This window comes from Streptomyces sp. CB02058 (assembly GCF_001905505.1).
GTDB lineage: Bacteria > Actinomycetota > Actinomycetes > Streptomycetales > Streptomycetaceae > Streptomyces.
In genome coordinates, this window is sequence record NZ_LIPG01000008.1 from 225061 (window position 1) to 242733 (window position 17673).

Annotated in this window: 18 protein-coding genes; 10 read left to right on the plus strand and 8 right to left on the minus strand. The window is 71.6% G+C overall.

The annotated features are described in order from the left end of the window. The first annotated feature begins 71 nt into the window (after positions 1–71). The 6 genes from AMK10_RS34315 (at position 72) to AMK10_RS34340 (ending at position 6202) form a co-directional block, all read left to right on the plus strand. A complete protein-coding gene (locus AMK10_RS34315; RefSeq protein WP_241839779.1) occupies positions 72–1670 on the plus strand; it encodes a potassium/proton antiporter in 1599 nt (532 codons plus the stop codon). Between the two features lie 322 nt (positions 1671–1992). After that, positions 1993–3273, plus strand: coding sequence for an MFS transporter (locus AMK10_RS34320; RefSeq protein WP_073753280.1), 1281 nt, complete (start codon positions 1993–1995; stop codon positions 3271–3273). Between the two features lie 66 nt (positions 3274–3339). Next, entirely contained in the window at positions 3340–3675 is a 336-nt protein-coding gene (locus AMK10_RS34325) for an FmdB family zinc ribbon protein (protein WP_073753282.1), read from the plus strand. Positions 3676–3846: 171 nt separating this feature from the next. Then, positions 3847–4695: an S-methyl-5'-thioadenosine phosphorylase gene (locus tag AMK10_RS34330; protein WP_073753552.1), complete on the plus strand. Its 849-nt coding sequence runs from the start codon at positions 3847–3849 to the stop codon at positions 4693–4695. A 344-nt stretch (positions 4696–5039) separates the two neighbouring features. After that, positions 5040–5594 carry an RcpC/CpaB family pilus assembly protein gene (locus tag AMK10_RS34335; protein ID WP_073753284.1) on the plus strand — a complete coding sequence of 185 codons (555 nt, stop codon included), beginning with the start codon at positions 5040–5042 and terminating at the stop codon, positions 5592–5594. 146 nt (positions 5595–5740) lie between these two features. Further along, positions 5741–6202 (plus strand): large conductance mechanosensitive channel protein MscL, encoded by a 462-nt coding sequence (locus AMK10_RS34340; RefSeq protein WP_073753286.1) that lies wholly within the window; start codon positions 5741–5743, stop codon positions 6200–6202. Positions 6203–6231: 29 nt separating this feature from the next. Here the strand turns inward: AMK10_RS34340 and AMK10_RS34345 are convergent, their stop codons facing one another. The 6 genes from AMK10_RS34345 to AMK10_RS34370 are packed head-to-tail and all read right to left on the minus strand — an operon-like array spanning position 6232 to position 11683. Beyond that, positions 6232–6459: a hypothetical protein gene (locus AMK10_RS34345; protein WP_073753288.1), complete on the minus strand. Its 228-nt coding sequence runs from the start codon at positions 6457–6459 to the stop codon at positions 6232–6234. 21 nt (positions 6460–6480) lie between these two features. Then, positions 6481–6885 carry a hypothetical protein gene (locus AMK10_RS34350; RefSeq protein WP_073753290.1) on the minus strand — a complete coding sequence of 135 codons (405 nt, stop codon included), beginning with the start codon at positions 6883–6885 and terminating at the stop codon, positions 6481–6483. Then, entirely contained in the window at positions 6882–7595 is a 714-nt protein-coding gene (locus AMK10_RS34355; RefSeq protein WP_073753292.1) for a QcrA and Rieske domain-containing protein, read from the minus strand. The genes AMK10_RS34350 and AMK10_RS34355 overlap by 4 nt, the downstream gene beginning before the upstream one ends. Next, positions 7592–8194 carry a 4Fe-4S dicluster domain-containing protein gene (locus tag AMK10_RS34360; protein ID WP_073753294.1) on the minus strand — a complete coding sequence of 201 codons (603 nt, stop codon included), beginning with the start codon at positions 8192–8194 and terminating at the stop codon, positions 7592–7594. Before AMK10_RS34360 ends, AMK10_RS34355 begins: the two co-directional genes overlap by 4 nt. A gap of 7 nt (positions 8195–8201) precedes the next feature. Continuing rightward, a complete protein-coding gene (locus AMK10_RS34365) occupies positions 8202–10526 on the minus strand; it encodes a molybdopterin oxidoreductase family protein (protein ID WP_073753296.1) in 2325 nt (774 codons plus the stop codon). Next, positions 10523–11683: an MFS transporter gene (locus AMK10_RS34370; RefSeq protein ID WP_073753298.1), complete on the minus strand. Its 1161-nt coding sequence runs from the start codon at positions 11681–11683 to the stop codon at positions 10523–10525. The genes AMK10_RS34365 and AMK10_RS34370 overlap by 4 nt, the downstream gene beginning before the upstream one ends. A gap of 178 nt (positions 11684–11861) precedes the next feature. Here AMK10_RS34370 and AMK10_RS34375 point away from each other — a divergent pair, with 178 nt between their 5' ends. From AMK10_RS34375 to AMK10_RS34385, 3 genes are all read left to right on the plus strand, one after another. Next, positions 11862–12986 (plus strand): P1 family peptidase, encoded by a 1125-nt coding sequence (locus tag AMK10_RS34375; RefSeq protein WP_073753300.1) that lies wholly within the window; start codon positions 11862–11864, stop codon positions 12984–12986. A 146-nt stretch (positions 12987–13132) separates the two neighbouring features. Then, positions 13133–13879, plus strand: coding sequence for a DUF6227 family protein (locus tag AMK10_RS34380; RefSeq protein ID WP_073753302.1), 747 nt, complete (start codon positions 13133–13135; stop codon positions 13877–13879). 143 nt (positions 13880–14022) lie between these two features. Further along, positions 14023–15006: a helix-turn-helix transcriptional regulator gene (locus AMK10_RS34385; protein ID WP_073753304.1), complete on the plus strand. Its 984-nt coding sequence runs from the start codon at positions 14023–14025 to the stop codon at positions 15004–15006. A gap of 121 nt (positions 15007–15127) precedes the next feature. On the opposite strand, the gene AMK10_RS34390 is transcribed toward AMK10_RS34385, so the two are convergent. Continuing rightward, a complete protein-coding gene (locus AMK10_RS34390) occupies positions 15128–16129 on the minus strand; it encodes a sigma-70 family RNA polymerase sigma factor (protein WP_073753306.1) in 1002 nt (333 codons plus the stop codon). Between the two features lie 147 nt (positions 16130–16276). Between AMK10_RS34390 and AMK10_RS34395 the strand changes: the two genes are divergently transcribed. Then, positions 16277–16858 carry a GNAT family N-acetyltransferase gene (locus tag AMK10_RS34395; RefSeq protein WP_073753307.1) on the plus strand — a complete coding sequence of 194 codons (582 nt, stop codon included), beginning with the start codon at positions 16277–16279 and terminating at the stop codon, positions 16856–16858. Here the strand turns inward: AMK10_RS34395 and AMK10_RS34400 are convergent. Continuing rightward, entirely contained in the window at positions 16806–17585 is a 780-nt protein-coding gene (locus AMK10_RS34400; protein WP_073753309.1) for a dioxygenase family protein, read from the minus strand. The genes AMK10_RS34395 and AMK10_RS34400 overlap by 53 nt on opposite strands. Positions 17586–17673 lie beyond the last annotated feature (88 nt).

Consider the following 17673-nt stretch of genomic DNA (forward strand, 5'->3'; position numbering starts at 1 on the left):
GCCGGAGAACGATCCGGGAGGCGCACGCAGGGAAGGAACGGACCCTGACTGTCCACGCGCTCAACGAACTTCTGCTCGTCTGCTCACTCGTCCTGCTGGTCGCCGTCGCGGCCGTACGCATCTCGTCGCGCAGTGGGCTCCCCAGTCTGCTCCTGTACCTCGGCATCGGGATCGCCATAGGGCAGGACGGCATCTTCGACGTCAAGTTCGACAACGCCGAGCTGACCCAGGTGATCGGCTACGCCGCCCTGGTCGTCATCCTGGCCGAGGGCGGCCTGGGCACGAAGTGGAAAGAAGTGAAACCCGCGCTTCCCGCGGCGGCCGTCCTGTCGACCGTCGGTGTGGGCATCAGCGTGGGCATCACCGCGAGCGCGGCGCACTATCTCGTCGGCCTCGACTGGCGGCAGGCACTGATCATCGGCGCCGTCGTCTCCTCGACCGACGCCGCGGCCGTCTTCTCCGTGCTGCGCAAGGTCCCGCTCCCCTCCCGGATCACCGGTGTCCTGGAGGCCGAGTCGGGCTTCAACGACGCCCCCGTGGTCATCCTCGTGGTCGCGTTCTCCGCCGCGGGCCCGGTGGAGCACTGGTACGTACTGGTCGGCGAGATAGCCCTGGAGCTGGCCATCGGCGCGGCCATCGGCCTCGCGGTGGGCTGGCTCGGCTCCTTCGGACTGCGCCATGTGGCACTGCCCGCGTCCGGGCTCTACCCGATCGCCGTCATGGCGATCGCGGTCTCCGCGTACGCCACGGGCGCCATGGCCCACGGCAGTGGCTTCCTGGCCGTCTACCTGGCCGCGATGGTCCTCGGCAACTCCAAGCTCCCCCACTGGCCCGCCACCCGGGGCTTCGCCGACGGGCTCGGCTGGCTGGCGCAGATCGGCATGTTCGTCCTGCTCGGTCTGCTGGTCACCCCGCACGACCTGCTCGACGACTTCTGGCCGGCCGTGGTCGTGGGGCTCGTACTGACCGCCGTCGCACGGCCGTTGTCGGTCTTCATCAGCCTGGCGCCGTTCCGGCTGCCGCACCGCGAGAAGGCACTGATGTCCTGGGCGGGGCTGCGCGGCGCCGTGCCCATCATCCTGGCGACCATCCCGATGGTGTCCGGGATCGAGGGCAGCACCAGGGTCTTCAACATCGTCTTCGTGCTCGTCATCGTCTACACGCTGATCCAGGGCCCGACGCTCCCCTGGCTGGCGAAGGCCCTGAAGATCGGCGACGACCCCTCCGAGACCTCGGACCTCGGCATCGAATCGGCGCCCCTGGAGCGGCTGCGCGGTCATCTGCTGTCGGTCGAGGTGCCCGGCAGGTCCAAGATGCACGGCGTGGAGGTCGGGGAACTGCGGCTGCCCGCGGGGGCCGCGGTCACCCTCGTCGTGCGGGACGGCAAGAGCTTCGTCCCCGCGCCGTCGACCGTCCTGCGCCATGGCGACGAACTGCTGGTCGTCGCGACCGACCCGGTGCGCGACGCGACCGAGGCACGGCTGCGCGCGGTCGGCGAGGGCGGCAAACTGGCCGGCTGGCTGGGCACCGGCGGGGCGGGGCGGCAGGGGATCGCCACCGCGGAGCCGCCCCACCTCGTGCGGCTGGCCAAGAGGCTGGGCATGGGCGGGGACGGCCACCCGGAGGTCAGGGCCGGCGAGAAGGCCGGCAGCAGGCGCACGCACCACTGACCGGGGCGGCTCCCGGGGGCGATCCGGGAGCCGTACGCGATCGCAGGTGCGGCAGGGGCGGTGCCTGTAACATGAAGGACCGGATCTCGTGATCCGATCGATTCGAACCTGATCAACCAATTCTGATCGACCAACTCTGCCTGACGCAGAGCTGGCGCGACCGTATGGCGGTCGTGGCGCCTTCGCCTCTGGAGCGAGCGCCCGGCATCTACCGCAGTCCCGCGCGAAGAGGACAGCTCTCGGCAGCCCCCGCACGTCCCCGCACCGCTGTGCGCGGATGCCCCCGGGCGCACGGCCACCAGGCGGCAGAAAGGCAAGGACCGTGGCGTCCACGGTCTCCGACCGCCCCGGTTACGGGCAGTTGCTGCGCACCCCCGGTGCGTGGACCTTCCTCCTCCCGGGCTTCGCCGCCCGGCAGCCCTTCGCGATGCTGACCATCGGCATCGTGCTCCTGGTCCAGCACACCACCGGCTCCTACGGCAGCGCGGGCGCCGTGGCCGCCGTCTCCGGTGTCTCCATGGCCCTGTTCGCTCCGCAGAGCGGCAGGCTCGCCGACCGCTTCGGGCAGCGGGCCGTGCTCCTGCCCGGCGTCCTCGTGCACGCCGCCTCCGTCTGTGCCCTCACGGCGCTCGCGCTGGCGGACGCGCCCCTGTGGGCACTGTTCCTGGCCGCGGTGCCCACCGGGGCGTCCATTCCCCAGGTCGGGCCGATGGTGCGGGCCCGCTGGGCCGCCCTGCTCGGGGCCGCCCCCGGGCGCCCCGCCTCCCCGCTGATGTCCACGGCCGCCGCCTTCGAGTCCGTGACGGACGAGTTCACCTTCGTCGTCGGACCGGTGCTCGCGACGGCGCTGTGCACCGGCGTGCACCCGGCGGCCGGACTGCTCGCCGAGGCCGCGCTGACCCTCTTCGGCGGTGTCCTGTTCGCCGCCCAGCGCTCCACCCAGCCGGCTCCCCGGAGCGCCGCCACGGCGGCCGAGCCGCACCGCTCGGCCCTTTCGGTCCCCGGGGTCAGGGTCCTCGCGATCGCCTTCCTGGGCATCGGCTCGGTCTTCGGCGGCATGCAGGTCTCCCTGACCGCCTTCGCCGAGGAGATCGGCAACCCCGGCGTGAACGGGCTCCTGTACGGGATCTTCGCGGCCGGCAACATGCTGGCGGGCATCGCCTGCGGGGCCGTCGCCTGGAAGAGCGGCCCGCGCCGCCGGCTGATCGTCGGGTACTTGGCCCTGACCCTGACCGCGTCCGGGCTCTGGGCGGTGCACTCCGTGCCGCTGCTGGCCGGACTGGGCCTGCTGGTCGGGCTGTGCATCGCCCCTGCCCTGATCAGCGGCTACACCCTGGTGGACGCGCTGGTCCCGGCGTCCGCCAGGACCGAGGCCTTCACCTGGCTGACGGGCGCCGTGGCGCTCGGCCAGGCGGCGGCCGTCACGGTGGCCGGGCAGCTCGCCGACGCCCACGGCGCGAGCACGGGTTTCGTGGTCCCGCTCGTCGGTACGGCGCTGGCGCTGGCGACCCTGCTGGCGCTGCGCACACGGCTGGCGCCGCGGTCCGAAGGGCGGACGGTGGCACGTGGGATCGGTCACCGCGAGCCGGTCACGGTGGACTGATCGCTCGGAATACGTCAGTATGGAGCGTCGTTAGCACTCATTGAGTGAGAGTGCCAGGAGGAGCAAGTGCCGACCTATCAGTACCAGTGCACCGAATGCGGCGAGGGCCTCGAAGCGGTGCAGAAGTTCACCGATGATGCCCTGACCGTGTGCCCGAACTGCGAGGGACGCCTCAAGAAGGTGTTCTCGGCCGTCGGCATCGTCTTCAAGGGATCCGGTTTCTACCGGAACGACAGCCGCGGCTCCTCGTCGAGCAGCACGCCGGCCACGTCGTCGTCCTCCAAGACGTCCGACTCGTCCACCGGGTCGTCCGCGTCGAAGCCTGAATCGAAGCCGGCCGCCTCGGCGTCGACCTCGTCCTCGGCTTCCTCCACGTCGTCGAGCGGTACGTCGGCCGCCTGACGCCGGCCCGACGTGGGCAGCCCTCCGGGGCGGCCCGGCCGTGGGCAGCACGTCGAGGGCAGCCCGCTGAAGGCACCGCGCTGAGGGCGGCGCGCACACCACACGCTTCACCAGGACCCCGCTGATTCGATCAGCGGGGTCCTGGTCGTGCGCGCCCGTTACTGTGACCGCATGGCGAACGCGGAGACGAACGCAGCGGACATCGGTGTCATCGGCGGATCGGGTTTCTACTCCTTCCTGGAGGACGTGACCGAGATCGAGGTCGACACCCCGTACGGACCCCCCAGCGACTCCCTCTTCCTGGGTGAACTCGCGGGCCGCCGGGTGGCCTTCCTCCCACGTCACGGCCGCGGCCACCATCTGCCGCCGCACCGCATCAACTACCGCGCCAACCTCTGGGCCCTGCGGTCCGTCGGCGCACGCCAGGTGCTCGGACCGTGCGCCGTGGGCGGCCTGCGACCGGAGTACGGGCCGGGCACCCTGCTCGTACCGGACCAGATGATCGACCGCACCAAGGCCCGCGTCCAGACGTTCTACGACGGAGTGCCCCGCGCCGACGGGGTCCGGTCGAACGTCGCGCACCTCGGCTTCGCCGACCCGTACTGCCCCCAGGGACGCAGGGCGGCCCTGGCGGCGGCACGCGGACGCGACTGGGAGCCGGTGGACGGCGGAACCCTGGTCGTGGTCGAGGGCCCGCGCTTCTCGACCCGGGCGGAGTCACGCTGGCACGCGGCCATGGGCTGGTCGGTCGTCGGGATGACGGGGCACCCGGAGGCGGTACTCGCCCGTGAACTGGAGCTCTGCTACACGACCCTGACCCTGGTGACGGACCTCGACGCGGGGGCCGAGGCCGGGGAGGGCGTCAGCCACGCGGAGGTGCTGGAGGTGTTCGCGGCCAACGTGGACCGGCTGCGCACGGTGCTCTTCGACACGGTGTCGGCGCTGCCCGCGAACGAGGACCGCGCCTGCGTGTGCGCGCACGCGCTGGACGGCATCGACACGGGGATCGAACTGCCTTAGCCCGCCTGGGTTCCGGGTCCGCTGACTGCTTCCTGTTGCCTGCTCGGCTGGTTGGCTGCTCGGCTGCTCCGGCCGGGCTGGTCGGACTGGGCAGAGCTGGCCGGGCTGGTCGGACTGGCCGACTGGGCAGGGCTGGGCAGAGCTGGCAGGGCTGGGCAGAGCTGGCAGGGCTGGGCAGGCGTTACGAGCTCCTGCTCCGTGGAGTGCGACTCGTACGGGTGACCAGGTTTTCCACATCCCGGGGGTTGTCCACAGGGCCGAGCGGGATGTGCGTCGAGCGTGGATCGTGAGGGGAGTCCGGCGGGGCATCCCCCGGACTTCCCTCACTGCAGGTGGTGTTGGCCATGGTCCCGTCGGTGCCCGCTACGCGTCCCGCCCCTCCCGCACCCTGCGGGGTGCCCCCCTTCGCGCCACTGAGAGTGCGGGGTGGCGGGCGCCGGTTCCGGCGGGTGCTGCGCGGCCGACGTCGCGCGCTGGCCGCCGGGTTCGCGCTCGCCTCGGCCGCGCTCGCCGCCTCGGGGACGGGCGGCGGGAAGGGTGCGGCGGCCGTCGCCGGTGACGCGCCACCGGGGCCGGAGCAGCGCCGGGCCGTGCGGCTGGTGTCCGCTCCGGTGCGGATCGCCGACGCGGCGACGGTGGGGCTGCTGCGGCCGGGCGACCGCGTCGATGTCATCGCGGCGGTCGACGGGAGCTCCGGAGCCAGAGTGGTGGCACGCGACGTACGGGTGGCCCAGGTTCCGCACGATGCCGGGGGCACCTCGTCCCCGGGGGCGGACATCGAATCGGGCATGGGCGACGGCGCCCTGGTGGTCCTGTCGGTGGAGCGGCACACGGCGACGGCTCTGGCCGGTGCGGGTGTCTCGGGACGGCTCGCGGTGGCGGTCTCCCATGCCGAATAGAACAGACGTCATGGGAACTCACTCGCGGGGGGTACCGGATTGGACAGTGCGCTCCTCTGCCGCCTTATGTGGCGGGGCAGTCGGTCCCACCTCGCGCGGCGGGACCGTCGGCTCCCCCCACGGAATGTTCAGAGGAAGGCTCACGCGTGAGCGAGAAGAAGGTCAGTCTGCTGGAGGGGTTCAAAGCCTTCCTGATGCGCGGCAATGTGATCGACCTCGCGGTCGCCGTCGTCATCGGTGCCGCCTTCACCAACGTGGTGAACGCGATCGTCAAGGGAATCATCAATCCGCTGGTCGGTGCGTTCGGCACCCAGGACCTGGAGCGGTACCGCTCCTGCCTCCGGGGCCCTTGCGGTGTGGACCCGGTGACCGGCGACGCGGAGGGCATCGAGATCCTCTGGGGCTCGGTCCTCAGCGCCGGACTCAGCTTCCTGATCACCGCCGCCGTCGTGTACTTCCTGATGGTGATGCCGATGGCGAAGTATCTCGCCCGGCGCGCCGCCGCCCAGGCCGCGAAGGAGGGCGTGCAGGAGACGCTGGAGGTCAGCGAGCTGGAGGTGCTCAAGGAGATCCGGGACGAGCTGATCGCACAGCGGGGCCGGGCCTAGCCGCCCGGTGGCGAGGGCCCTGGCCGGAATCAGATGTGGTGGGGCGGCTTCTCGTCCAGGAAGCGCGCCAGATCGGCGGCGCTGCCACCCGCAGGAGCCCGCTCACCCCATCCCTGGTCCGTATCGTCCGTGGACTGCCGGTCCAGCGGATCGTCGAAGATCAGAGCCGGCGGCTTGGGCCTGGACTCCTGCGGCGGCTGCTCCTGCGGCTGCGGCGGCTTCGAATCTCGCGGTCCGGGGGCGGGGGCGGTACTCATACCTCCAGGGTACGGCCGCGTTCACCGGTCCTTCGGATCGATGAGCCACAGCCCCAGCACGACGAGGAACGACAGGCACAGGAAGCCGGCGCCCCACCAGGCCGTGCCCGTGTCGCCCTCCATCCACACGTTGACGACCTCGGTCAGCGCCCACAGCTGGCCGACGACGACGCTCAGCGCCAGGAGCAGCCGGGCCGTCAGCTTCGCGGAGCGCTCGGGTTCCTGCTCGGTACCGGCCCCCGGGCCGGGGCCGGTGTGGCTCACCCGTGGATCGGCGTATCCACTGGTGGGCCGGATCTGTGGATAGCGCTCGTGGACGGGGCGGTTCAGCTCGGCCCTGGCGCTGCCCGGGTGGTATTCGGGATACGCGGTTCCGGCCGGCTCGGGGGGCCTCGGGGGCTCGACCGGGTCCAGGGGCTCGGTCATGACCGCCTCCCCGCCGGGGCATCGGACGCGCCCGGCGAGGCGCTCTCCGGAGCCGGCGCGGGCGGTGCCTCCGCGCCGCCTCCGGTGCCGGGGCAGCCGATCCGGGACGCCAGGTCGGGGCGCTCGTCGGCGAGCTGGCGGCAGAGCCCCGCCTCGATGCTCTCCCCGGACCGGGTGGTGCCCACGGCCCAGACGCTGCCGTCCTCCAGCTCGGTCAGCGCCACCTTGGGCAGTCCGCGGGGCGGCGGCCCGGCGGTGACCTCACCGGTGCGGGCGTCGAAGACCCCCTCGTGACAGGGGCAGTAGAGCTCGCCCTCGGTGCCGCGGTCCTTGCGCCAGAGCACGGCGCAGGCCAGGTGGGTGCAGACGGCGGAGTAGCCGACGAGGGTGCCGTCGTTCATCCGTACGGCGACCGCCCGGTCCTCGTCCCCGGGGTAGCGGAAGGCGAGCGATTCGCCGGGCAGCAGCTGGGCGGCGATCTGCTTCGGGGCCGGCGCCTTCCCGTCGTCCGGGTCGCCGTGGCGGTGGAGGATGCCGCCGGCCACGGCCAGACCGCCCACGGCCAGGCCGCCGGAGACGGTGGCGACGATCCGGAGGTAGTCCCGCCGGGTGGTCAGCGAGTCGGCGGCGATCCTGTCGTGCAGGGCGTCGCGGGGGTCGTTGCCGGAGTTGTGGTCGTTGCCCGGCTGCTGCTGCTCGGTGACGCTCATCGGCGGACGTCCTTCCCGTTGATCTCGACGACGGGGAGTCCGCCGGGTACCGGCCACTGGACCCGGTCGGCGGGCACGACCATGGCCACGCCGGTGCGGACCTCGCTCTCGCCGAAGACGAAGGTGTCGGCGACCTGCACACCGGGGCGTTCCGCCTGGAGTTCCTCGACGGTCCCGTAGAAGAGGGCACCGGTCGGGCAGACGGTGGCGCACATGGGCGCGAGTCCGTAGGCGGTGCGGTCGTAGCAGAGGTTGCACTTCATCTGCAGCTTCGCCTGGAGGTCGATCTTCGGGACGCCGAAGGGGCAGGCGTTGACGCAGTTGGCGCAGCCGATGCAGCGGGTGGTGTCGGCCTGCTGCACGACTCCGTCGGCGGTGACCAGGATCGCGTCGGCCGGGCAGACCTCGGCGCAGGGGGCCACGGGGTCCTCGCAGTGCATGCAGACCGTGGGAAGGGAGGCGACGGAGGAACCCTCGTCGGTGTAGTCGAGGTGGATCATCGACTTGCCGCGGTGGGAGTCGCATTCCCGGCAGGCGGAGACACAGGCCTGGCAGCCGATGCAGCGCCCCGGGTCGATGAAGATCGTTCGGCCCATCATCCGGGCATCAGCCCCTCTCCGAGGTGCCGCGGCCCTGCGGGGCCGTGGGCGGCAACGGGTCGGTACGGGAGACCTGGGTCTCGGGGTAGGCGACGTGTCCGGGTGCGACCGGGGGCGCGGGGACCTCGTCGATCTCTGCGGCGTGCTCGATGCGGCACGCGCAGACCTTGTACTCGGGGATCTTGGAGCGGGGGTCGAGGGCGTCGATGGTGAGGGCGTTGGCCGCGGTGGGGACGGGCCAGTGGTAGGGGATGAAGACGGTGTCCGGCCGGATCGCCTCGGTCACGAGGGCGGGGAAGACCTCGCTGCCGCGCCGGGTCACGACGCGGACGGGTTCGCCGTTGCGGAAGCCGTGGGAGGGGTGCACCTCCGCCCATGGGCGCGGGGTCTGTTCGACGAGGCCGCCCAGCCGCCGGGTCTGGTTGCCGGACAGGAAGTGGGCGACGGTGCGTCCGGTGGTCAGCGTCATCGGGTGTTCGTCGTCGTACGGGTCGGCCGGCGGGTGCCACTCGACGACCTGCAGATGGATCTTGCCGTCGGCGTGGTAGGTCCTGCCGTCCTCGAACAGCCGGGGGGTGCCGGGATGGTCGGTGGAAGGGCAGGGCCAGGGGATTCCGCCGGTCTCCTCCAGCCGTTCGTAGGTGATGCCGGAGTAGTCGATGGTGGTGCCCGCGGAGGCCCTGCGCAGTTCGTCGAAGACGTCGCGGGAGCCACCGAAGGCGAATTTGTCCCCGGCGCCGAGGCGCCGGGCGATCTCGCACATCACCCAGGTGTCGGTCCGCACGCCGGACGGCGGTTCCTGCGCCTTGTTGTGCTTGACGACCCTCGCCTCGGCGTTGGCCATCACTCCCTCGTCCTCGGCCCAGATGGTGACGGGGAAGACGACGTGCGCGTTGGCGGCGGTCTCGGAGAGGAAGAAGTCGAACTGGGCGTGGAACTCGGTGGTGTCGTACCCCTCCTTGACCACGGCGTAGTTGGGGAGGGAGACGAAGGGGTTGTTGCAGATGCCGATCAGGCCGCGGATCTCCTGGCGCTGCATCTGCCAGACCATCTCCATCATCGAGGTGCCCGCGGGTGGGAGTTCGGACTCCTCGATGCCCCAGATCTCGCAGATCTGCCGGCGGTGGTCCTCGTTGAGGATCGAGCGGCCGCCGGGAAGGAGGTCGGCCTTCTGGCCGTGCTCACGGCCGCCCTGCCCGTTCCCCTGCCCGGTGAGGGTGCCGTAGCCGGCGCCGGGCTTGCCGATGTGGCCGGTGGCGGTGCAGAGGTTGATCACGCTGAGGCAGTTCTCCACGCCCTGCGTGTGGTGCTCGATGCCCCGGGCGTGCCAGGCCATGGCCTTGGGGGCGCGGGCGAAGGCACGGGCGACCTGGACGACCTGCTCGGCGGGGATCCCGCAGATCTCGGCGGCGCGGGACGGCGGGTACAGGGCGGCGTTGGCCTTGACCTCCTCCCAGCCGGTGGCATGGGCGGCGAGGTAGACCTCGTCGGTGAGGCCCTCCTCGATGACCACGTTGAGCACGGCGTTGAAGAAGGCGGAGTCGGTGCCCGACTTCAGCGCGACATGGATGTCGGCGGTGCGCGCGACCGCCGTCTCGCGCGGGTCGATCACGATCAGGGTGGCCCCGCGGTCCCGGGCACCCCAGACGTACTGGGTCAGCACGGGGAAGCACTCGCCGACGTTGGCCCCGGCGAGCAGGAGGCAGTCGGTGAGGAGGATGTCGGAGAACGGGTTGCCGGCCCGGTCGATGTTGAAGGCGAGCTTGTTGGCGCCCGCCGCGCTGACCATGCAGAGCCGGCCGTTGTAGTCGACGTGCCGGGTCTTGAGCGCCACCCGGGCGAACTTGCCGACCAGATACGTCTTCTCGGAGAACAGGCTGGCGCCGCCGAGCACCCCGAAGGCGTCCCTCCCGTGGGCCTGCTGGATGCGCTTGATCTCGGAGACGGTGAAGTCGAGCGCCTCGTCCCAGGAGACCTCCCGCAGTTCCTCGTCACGGGAGCGGCGCATGAGGGGCGCGGTGAGCCGGTCGGGGTGGTTGACCTGCTGGTAGGCGTTGATGCCCTTGGGGCAGAGCCGCATGCGGTTGATGTCGTGGTTGCGGGGCTCCACGCCGAAGACCTTGCCTCCGCCGTCCACGCGGAGATACATCCCGCACTGGACCCCGCAGAAGCAGCAGTGGGTGGGGACGAGCGTCTCGCCGGTCTGGTCGGCGTGCCAGCGGTCGGCCGGGATGCCGCCCGCGTCCCGGAACCCCCGGGTGCCCGGCGGGGCGAGGGAGGGGTCGAGGGGGATCACCGTACGGCCGTCGGCGGCGTGGGGGTCCGCGGTCACTTGTAGCCCTTCTTCACCTGGGAGAGATATGCGTTGCCGCGCAGCACCCGCTTGCAGCGCGGGCAGTATTCGGCCCATTCGTCGAAGCCGAGTTCGAGGTCACGCATCGTGCCGCGCAGGTTGTCGACGTAGGCCCCGGTGTCGATGGGCTCCTCGCAGCGGCGGCAGGCGAAGACCTCGTCGCCCTGGCGCGACGTGTATTTGAAGAGCTGCATGCCGACCGCCGCCGGGCGCTGAACGATGTGGAAGAACTTCCCGAAGGGGATGTAGATGAGGGTGAAGACCACCGACACCATGTGGAGGATCGCCAGGAACTCGTATCCGCCGCCGTGCAGGAAGATCGAGGAGAAGGTGAGCAGCAGCCCGGTCACGGAGATGATGATCAGGGCGAGCAGCGGGACCAGGTCGTAGGCGAAACGCTGCCCGGTCATGGCGCCCCGGTCCTTCATCCGGCGCCAGAGGAAGTAGCCGGCGCCCGGGATGACCAGGACGGCGGCGAGGTCCAGGCCGTGGAACATCACCCAGCCGATGAAGCTCAGCGAGTCGAATCCGAGGACCTTGATTCCCCAGATGCGCATCTCGTAGCCCGGCCCCGAGCCGCTTCCGGACGTGAAGGTGAACCAGCCCCAGACGAGCGGGAAGGTGACCAGCGCGGCGATGACGCAGCCCCAGAAGATCAGCTGGTGGGCCACCCAGCGGGCGTGCGACCGGGCACCGAGGAACTTCTGGAAGCCCAGGTACGTCGCGATCATCTTCGGCAGGGCGGTGGGGGCCTTGCGGAAGTTCTCGGCCGAGAAGAAGCTCCGCCAGCCGTTGACGAAGAGCCGCCGGGCGCCCGGCGCGGAGACCCAGACCGTGTAGCGGTAGGCGACGCCGAAGGCGAGGAAGACGCTGGCCACGGTGTACGGGAGCAGCGCCGAGTCGAAGTCGTGCAGCAGCCGGCTGCCGAACACGATCGCGAGGATCATCAGTCCGGAGACGACGGCACCGGCCAGGGTCGCCCTGCCGTTGACGGACCTCGGAAGTGCCTGAGCGGCCTTCGTGACGGCTGCGGGCCCCCGGTGCGGCTGCCGGACGTCCGGACCGCCAGGGGGGTCGGTAGGAGTGCCAGGGGCGGGCTGAACCCCTGCGGCGGGCGGTTCTGGTGGCTCGGTCACCCGGCCACCGTAGGTCCGCAAGGAGCGTTCGGTCCCGTTTTGTGCCCCTATGGGGTGAGCGCGTCGCCCACCCGGCCCGCGTCAGGCGGTCCGCGCCCCCACCGCCGCTCCTCCGGCGGCCACCGGTACCTTCGCCGGTACACGCACCGCCCCTTCGCACCGCACCGAGGAGCCCGTGATGACCGAGCACGCCGAGGACCTGCCCGTTCCTGGCCCGCTGGACGCGCTGACGGACGTGGCCGGAATCCGTGTCGGGCACGCCCGGGTGCCGGGCGAGGGCGCGCTGAGCGGGACCACCGTCGTCCTCGCCCCCGAGGGCGGCGCCGTGGCGGCCGTGGACGTGCGCGGCGGCGGCCCCGGCACCAGGGAGACGGACGCGCTCGATCCGCGCAATCTGGTGCAGCGGGTCGACGCGGTCGTCCTGACCGGCGGCAGCGCGTTCGGGCTCGACGCCGCGTCCGGCGTGATGGCCTGGCTGGAGGAGCGCGGGCGCGGCGTCCGGGCAGGCCAGGACCCCTCCCAGGTGGTGCCGGTGGTCCCGGCCGCCTGCCTCTTCGACCTGGGCCGGGGCGGCGCATGGCGCGCCCGCCCCGACGCCTCGACCGGCCGGGCGGCCGTGGAGGCCGCCGCCGCGTCCGAGCCCGGCTCCCGGGTCCCCGAGGGCACGGTCGGGGCGGGCACGGGCGCGGTGGCGGGCGCGGTCAAGGGCGGCGTCGGCACGGCGAGCGTGCGACTGCCCTCCGGGACCACGGTCGCCGCGCTGGCCGTGGTCAATGCCGCGGGTTCCGTCATCGACCCCCGGACCGGCGTGCTGTACGGGGAGTACGGCGCCGGAGAGCCGCCCGCGCACCCCGCCCCCGCCGTCCACGAGGCCGCGCGCCGACGGCTGGACGAGATCCGGGAGGCGCGGGAGCGGACCGGGCGGGGGGACAACACCTTCAACACCACCATCGCCGTCGTCGCCACCGACGCGGCACTGACCCGCGCCCAGGCGCAGAAGCTCGCGGGCACGGCGCACGACGGCCTGGCGCGCGCCGTGCGGCCGGTCCACCTGCTCAGCGACGGGGACACCGTCTTCACCCTGGCCACCGGCCTGCTGCCCCTGCCCCCGGAGCCCGTCGCGGCGCTCAACGACATCCTGGCGGCCGGGGCCGACGCCCTGGCCCGCGCCATCGTGAAGGCCGCCCGGGCCGCCACCGGGGTCGACGGCCCTGGCGGCACGTTCCCCTCGTACAGCGAGCTCTACGGCGGCCCCGACGCGGGGCCGGGCGGCGGGTCCGGGGGCGGGAACGAGACCGGCTGAGGGGCGAGTCGCACAGGGCGCTCCGACACGTGGGAACTTTCTGCGTGAGCGGTACGTTTTTTGCGAACCCCGGTCACGATGTCAGACCCAGGGACTACGTTATGCACGCATCGGGTAACACGCGGCAACGGCCTGGAGACAGCACCTTGAGCGATCCGTACGAGACAACCGAGCAGCACCTCGAGCGACTCCTGCGATGCGCCCTCAACTCCTTCGATCTGTCGGACACCACGGTCGACCGGCTCGGGACGGCGCTGGCGCACAGCAGCGCCCTGCACTCGTCCCACCACAGCGCCGTCCTGCACCGTGAGACCTACCGCCACACCTACCTCCTCTCCGACGGCACCGCGCTCACCCTGTGGGAGCTGGTGCACGGCGGCGGCAGGGACACCGTCGCGCCCCTCCGCCACGAGCTCTACGACGACGAGGGCGACGCTCAGATCGCCGCCGCGCGCCTGGACGGCACCTTCTGGGACACCCCCGCCTTCGGTGACGACAGGCTGCGGGAGGACCTGGAGGCGCTCACGCTCCTGCTGAGCGTCCCCCCGGTCCCGCTCCCCCGCATGTACGCCCCGGACAATTCGGCGGACCACGCCCGCCGCGTCCTGCGCCGCGCGGAGAACGGCGACCGGCCGGGGGCCGCGAAGGCCGGGCTGCTCCGGGCCGCCTTCGCCCACCACATCACCCAGATCTTCGGCCGCCAGTGCCGGGTCGACGGCCAGGACGCCGGCTTCACGCTCTACGAGCACGCCTTCCTTCTCCTGGACGGCAGCGAGACGAGCCTGTGGGAGGTCGAGCACACGGCCACCCCCGACGGCCGCCACATGTGCGAGGTGTACGAGGACGAGCACGCCGCGCGCCGCGCCATGGAGAACCGCAGCCGGATCTGCTGAGGGGCCGCATCCGCCGAGCAGCCCGGTTCCGCCGAGCGCCGGGACCTCCTGAGCGCCCGGGTCCGCCGAGCAGCCGCGCCTCCGAGCGGCGGGATCTTCCCAACAGGACGGAACCTGACCTGTTGGGAAGGCATCCTGTGCCCATGACGGATACCGCGGCCCGGCTGCTGACCCTGCTGTCGCTGCTCCAGACCCCGAGGGAGTGGCCGGGCCGCGAGCTGGCCGACCGGCTCGAAGTGAGCGCGCGCACCATCCGCCGCGACATCGACCGGCTCCGCGAGCTCGGCTATCCCGTCGAGGCCTCGCGCGGTTCGGTCGGCGGCTACCGCCTGGTCGCGGGCACCGCCATGCCGCCGCTGCTGCTGGACGACGAGGAGGCCGTGGCCATCGCGGTCGGGCTGCGGGCCGGTGCCGGGCACGCCATCGAGGGCGTCGACGAGGCGTCCGTACGAGCGCTGGCGAAGCTGGAGCAGGTCCTGCCGTCGCGGCTGCGGCACCGGGTCAACACCCTGCAGAACGCCACGGTGCCGTTCACCCGCGGCGACGGCGCGACCATCGACCCCAGGACGCTCACCGTGATCGCCTCGGCCGTCACCGCCCGGGAACGGCTGCGCTTTGCCTACCGCTCGGGCGACGGCACGGCCTCGAAGCGGCAGGCCGAGCCGTACCGGCTGGTGAGCACGGGCAGCCGCTGGTACCTCGTGGCGTACGACCTGGTCCGAGAGGACTGGCGCACCTTCCGGGTGGACCGGGTGAGCGAGCCGTTCCCCACCGGCGCCCGTTTCACCCCGCGTGAACTGCCCGCAGGGGACGGGCACGCCGCGGAGTTCTTCGCCCTGTCGATGTCACGGGCACAGCCGCAGCTGTTCCTCGACGTGACGTTCCACGCCCCGGCGGGCACCGTGGCGGCCCGGCTGCCGGCGGGGCTCGGCACGGCGGAGCCGAGCGGCGACGCCAGCTGCCGGCTGCGTGCGACGACCTCGGACTCGCTGGAGTGGGTGGCCCTGCGGCTCGCCATGGTGGACTGCGAGTTCCAGGTGCACGGGCCCCCTGAGCTGGTGGAGCACATCGCCGGCCTGGGCGCCCGTCTGACCCGCGCCGCCTCGGACGGGCCGTCCGGCCCCTGACATGGATGAGCCCCGGCGCCGGGGGGGGGTGGGCGCCGGGACTCAGCTCATGGGACCGGAAAGGAGACCGGTCGTCGGGCCGGTGCGAACCGGCTTGATGGGGAGATTACGGGTTATCGGCTCACGCCGCAGCGTCAAAGCCCGTGTCGTGAGCCATTCGCTTCAATTCGAGCAACGCGTGCTTCTCGATCTGGCGGATCCGCTCCCTCGTCAGACCGTGCTGCTTGCCCACCTCGGTCAGGGTCCGCTCCCGGCCGTCCTCGATCCCGTACCGCATCTTGATGATGGAGGCGGTGCGGTTGTCGAGCTTGCCGATCAGGTCCTCGAGCTCCTCGCTGCGCAGCAGCGTCATCACGGACTGCTCGGGCGAGACGGCGGAGGTGTCCTCCAGGAGGTCGCCGAACTGCGTGTCGCCGTCGTCGTCGACCGACATGTTCAGGCTGACCGGGTCACGGGCCCAGTCCAGGACGTTGCCCACGCGCTCGGCGTTGGAGTCGAGCTCGGCGGCGATCTCCGCGTGCTCCGGGTCGCGCCCGTGCTCGCGGTTGAACTCGCGCTGCACACGGCGGATCCGGCCGAGCTCCTCCACGAGGTGGACGGGGAGCCGGATGGTGCGGGACTGGTCGGCGATGGAACGGGTGATGGCCTGCCTGATCCACCACGTGGCGTACGTCGAGAACTTGAAGCCCTTGGCGTAGTCGAACTTCTCGACCGCGCGCACCAGGCCCGCGTTCCCCTCCTGGATCAGGTCGAGCAGCGGCAGACCCGCCCTCGGGTAGCGCCTGGCCACGGCAACGACGAGCCGGAGGTTGGAGCGGATGAACACGTCCTTGGCGCGCTCGCTCTCGGCGACCAGCGCCTCCAGCTCCTCACGCTTCGCTCCGCCGGCTTCGCTCTCCACCACTCCGTCGAGGATCTGCTGGGCGTAGACGCCCGCCTCGATCGTCTGCGAGAGCTCGACCTCCTTGGCGGCGTCGAGCAACGGTGTGCGAGCTATTTCGTCGAGGTACATGCCGACCAGGTCGCGATCGGCGATCTCCCCGCCAGAGGCGCGAACACTGCTTGCCCGGTCGGTCCCACCGGTGCTGGCGGACGAACGACGGGCGACGGCACGGGTTGCCATGCGTGCTCCCTTGCTGAGTAGGTCGCGACACCCTTCCGGGTGCCCTGCATCCGATGGAAACAACGACTGGAATCCGGACAGAATTCCCACGACGCCCATTCACTTTCGAGATCATGCAGTACCCTGTCGCCCCCCAATGGAGGACAGATGCCGCAGATACCTACAGAAGTGCAGGTCAGGCCGGGCGTGGAAGCCGATCTGCACTCCCTCACGGACATCTACAACCACTACGTCCGTGAGACCGCGCTCACATTCGACACAGCCGCCATCTCTCCCGAGGACCGCCTGCCCTGGTTGCGTTCCCACCCGGAGGACGGCCCTCACCGGCTGCTGGTTGCTTTGGACCCGGCTACCCCTGACAACGCGCGGCATGTCCTCGGCTATGCCACCAGCAGCCCGTACCGCCCGAAGGCCGCGTACAGCACCTCGGTCGAGGTGAGCGTGTACCTCGCTCCGGGCGTCACGGGCCGCGGCGTCGGCACGCTCCTCTACAAGGCGCTCTTCGAGGCCCTGGCGGACGAGGACATCCACCGGGCCTACGCCGCGATCGCGCAGCCGAACGAGCCCTCGGTCCGGCTGCACGAGGCCTTCGGCTTCCGCCACGTCGGCACGTACACCGAGGTGGGCAGGAAGTTCGGCAGGTACTGGGACGTCTCCTGGTACGAGAAGCCGCTGCTCAGCCGAACTGCACCGAGCGCTTCGCCAGGCCCATCCAGAAGCCGTCGATGACGCTGCGGCCCTGATCGAGCTCGCTCTCGGCCGCGCCGAGCGTCACGAACAGCGGCGCGAAGTGCTCGGTGCGGGGATGGGCCAGCCGGCCCGCCGGTGACTTGTGCTCGAAGTCGAGCAGCGCGTCGATGTCCTGCGCCTGGAGCGCCCGGTGCCCCCAGTCGTCGAACTCCGACGACCAGCCGGGGGTGCCGCCGGCGTGCCGCAGGGCCGCCAGGTTGTGCGTGAAGAAGCCGCTGCCGACGATCAGCACGCCCTCGTCGCGCAGCGGGGCGAGCTTGCGCCCGATGTCCATCAGCTTGCGGGGGTCGAGCGTCGGCAGGGAGATCTGCAGCACGGGGATGCGGGCGTCGGGGAACATCTCGACGAGCGGCACGTACGCACCGTGGTCGAGGCCGCGGTCGGGGATGTCCTGGACCGGGGTCCCGGCGCCGCGCAGCAGCTTGCGTACGTCCTCGGCGAGCTGCGGGGCGCCCGGGGCGGCGTACCGCACCTGGTAGTAGTGCTCGGGGAAGCCCCAGAAGTCGTAGACGAGCGGCACCGTCTCGGTGGCACCGAGGGCGAGCGGGGCCTCCTCCCAGTGCGCGGAGACCATGAGGATCGCCTTGGGGCGCGGCAGCCCGGCCGACCAGGCGGCCAGCTCACCGGGCCAGACCGGGTCGTCCGCGAGCGGCGGTGCGCCGTGCGAGAGATAGAGGGCGGGCATGCGTTCCTCGACGACTGTCATGACACTCCCATTCCTCTGCCGATCAAGGTATGTGTGTTCTCTACAGGCACCGATGACGGGCACCTGCGGCAGCACCGGGAATTCGGCA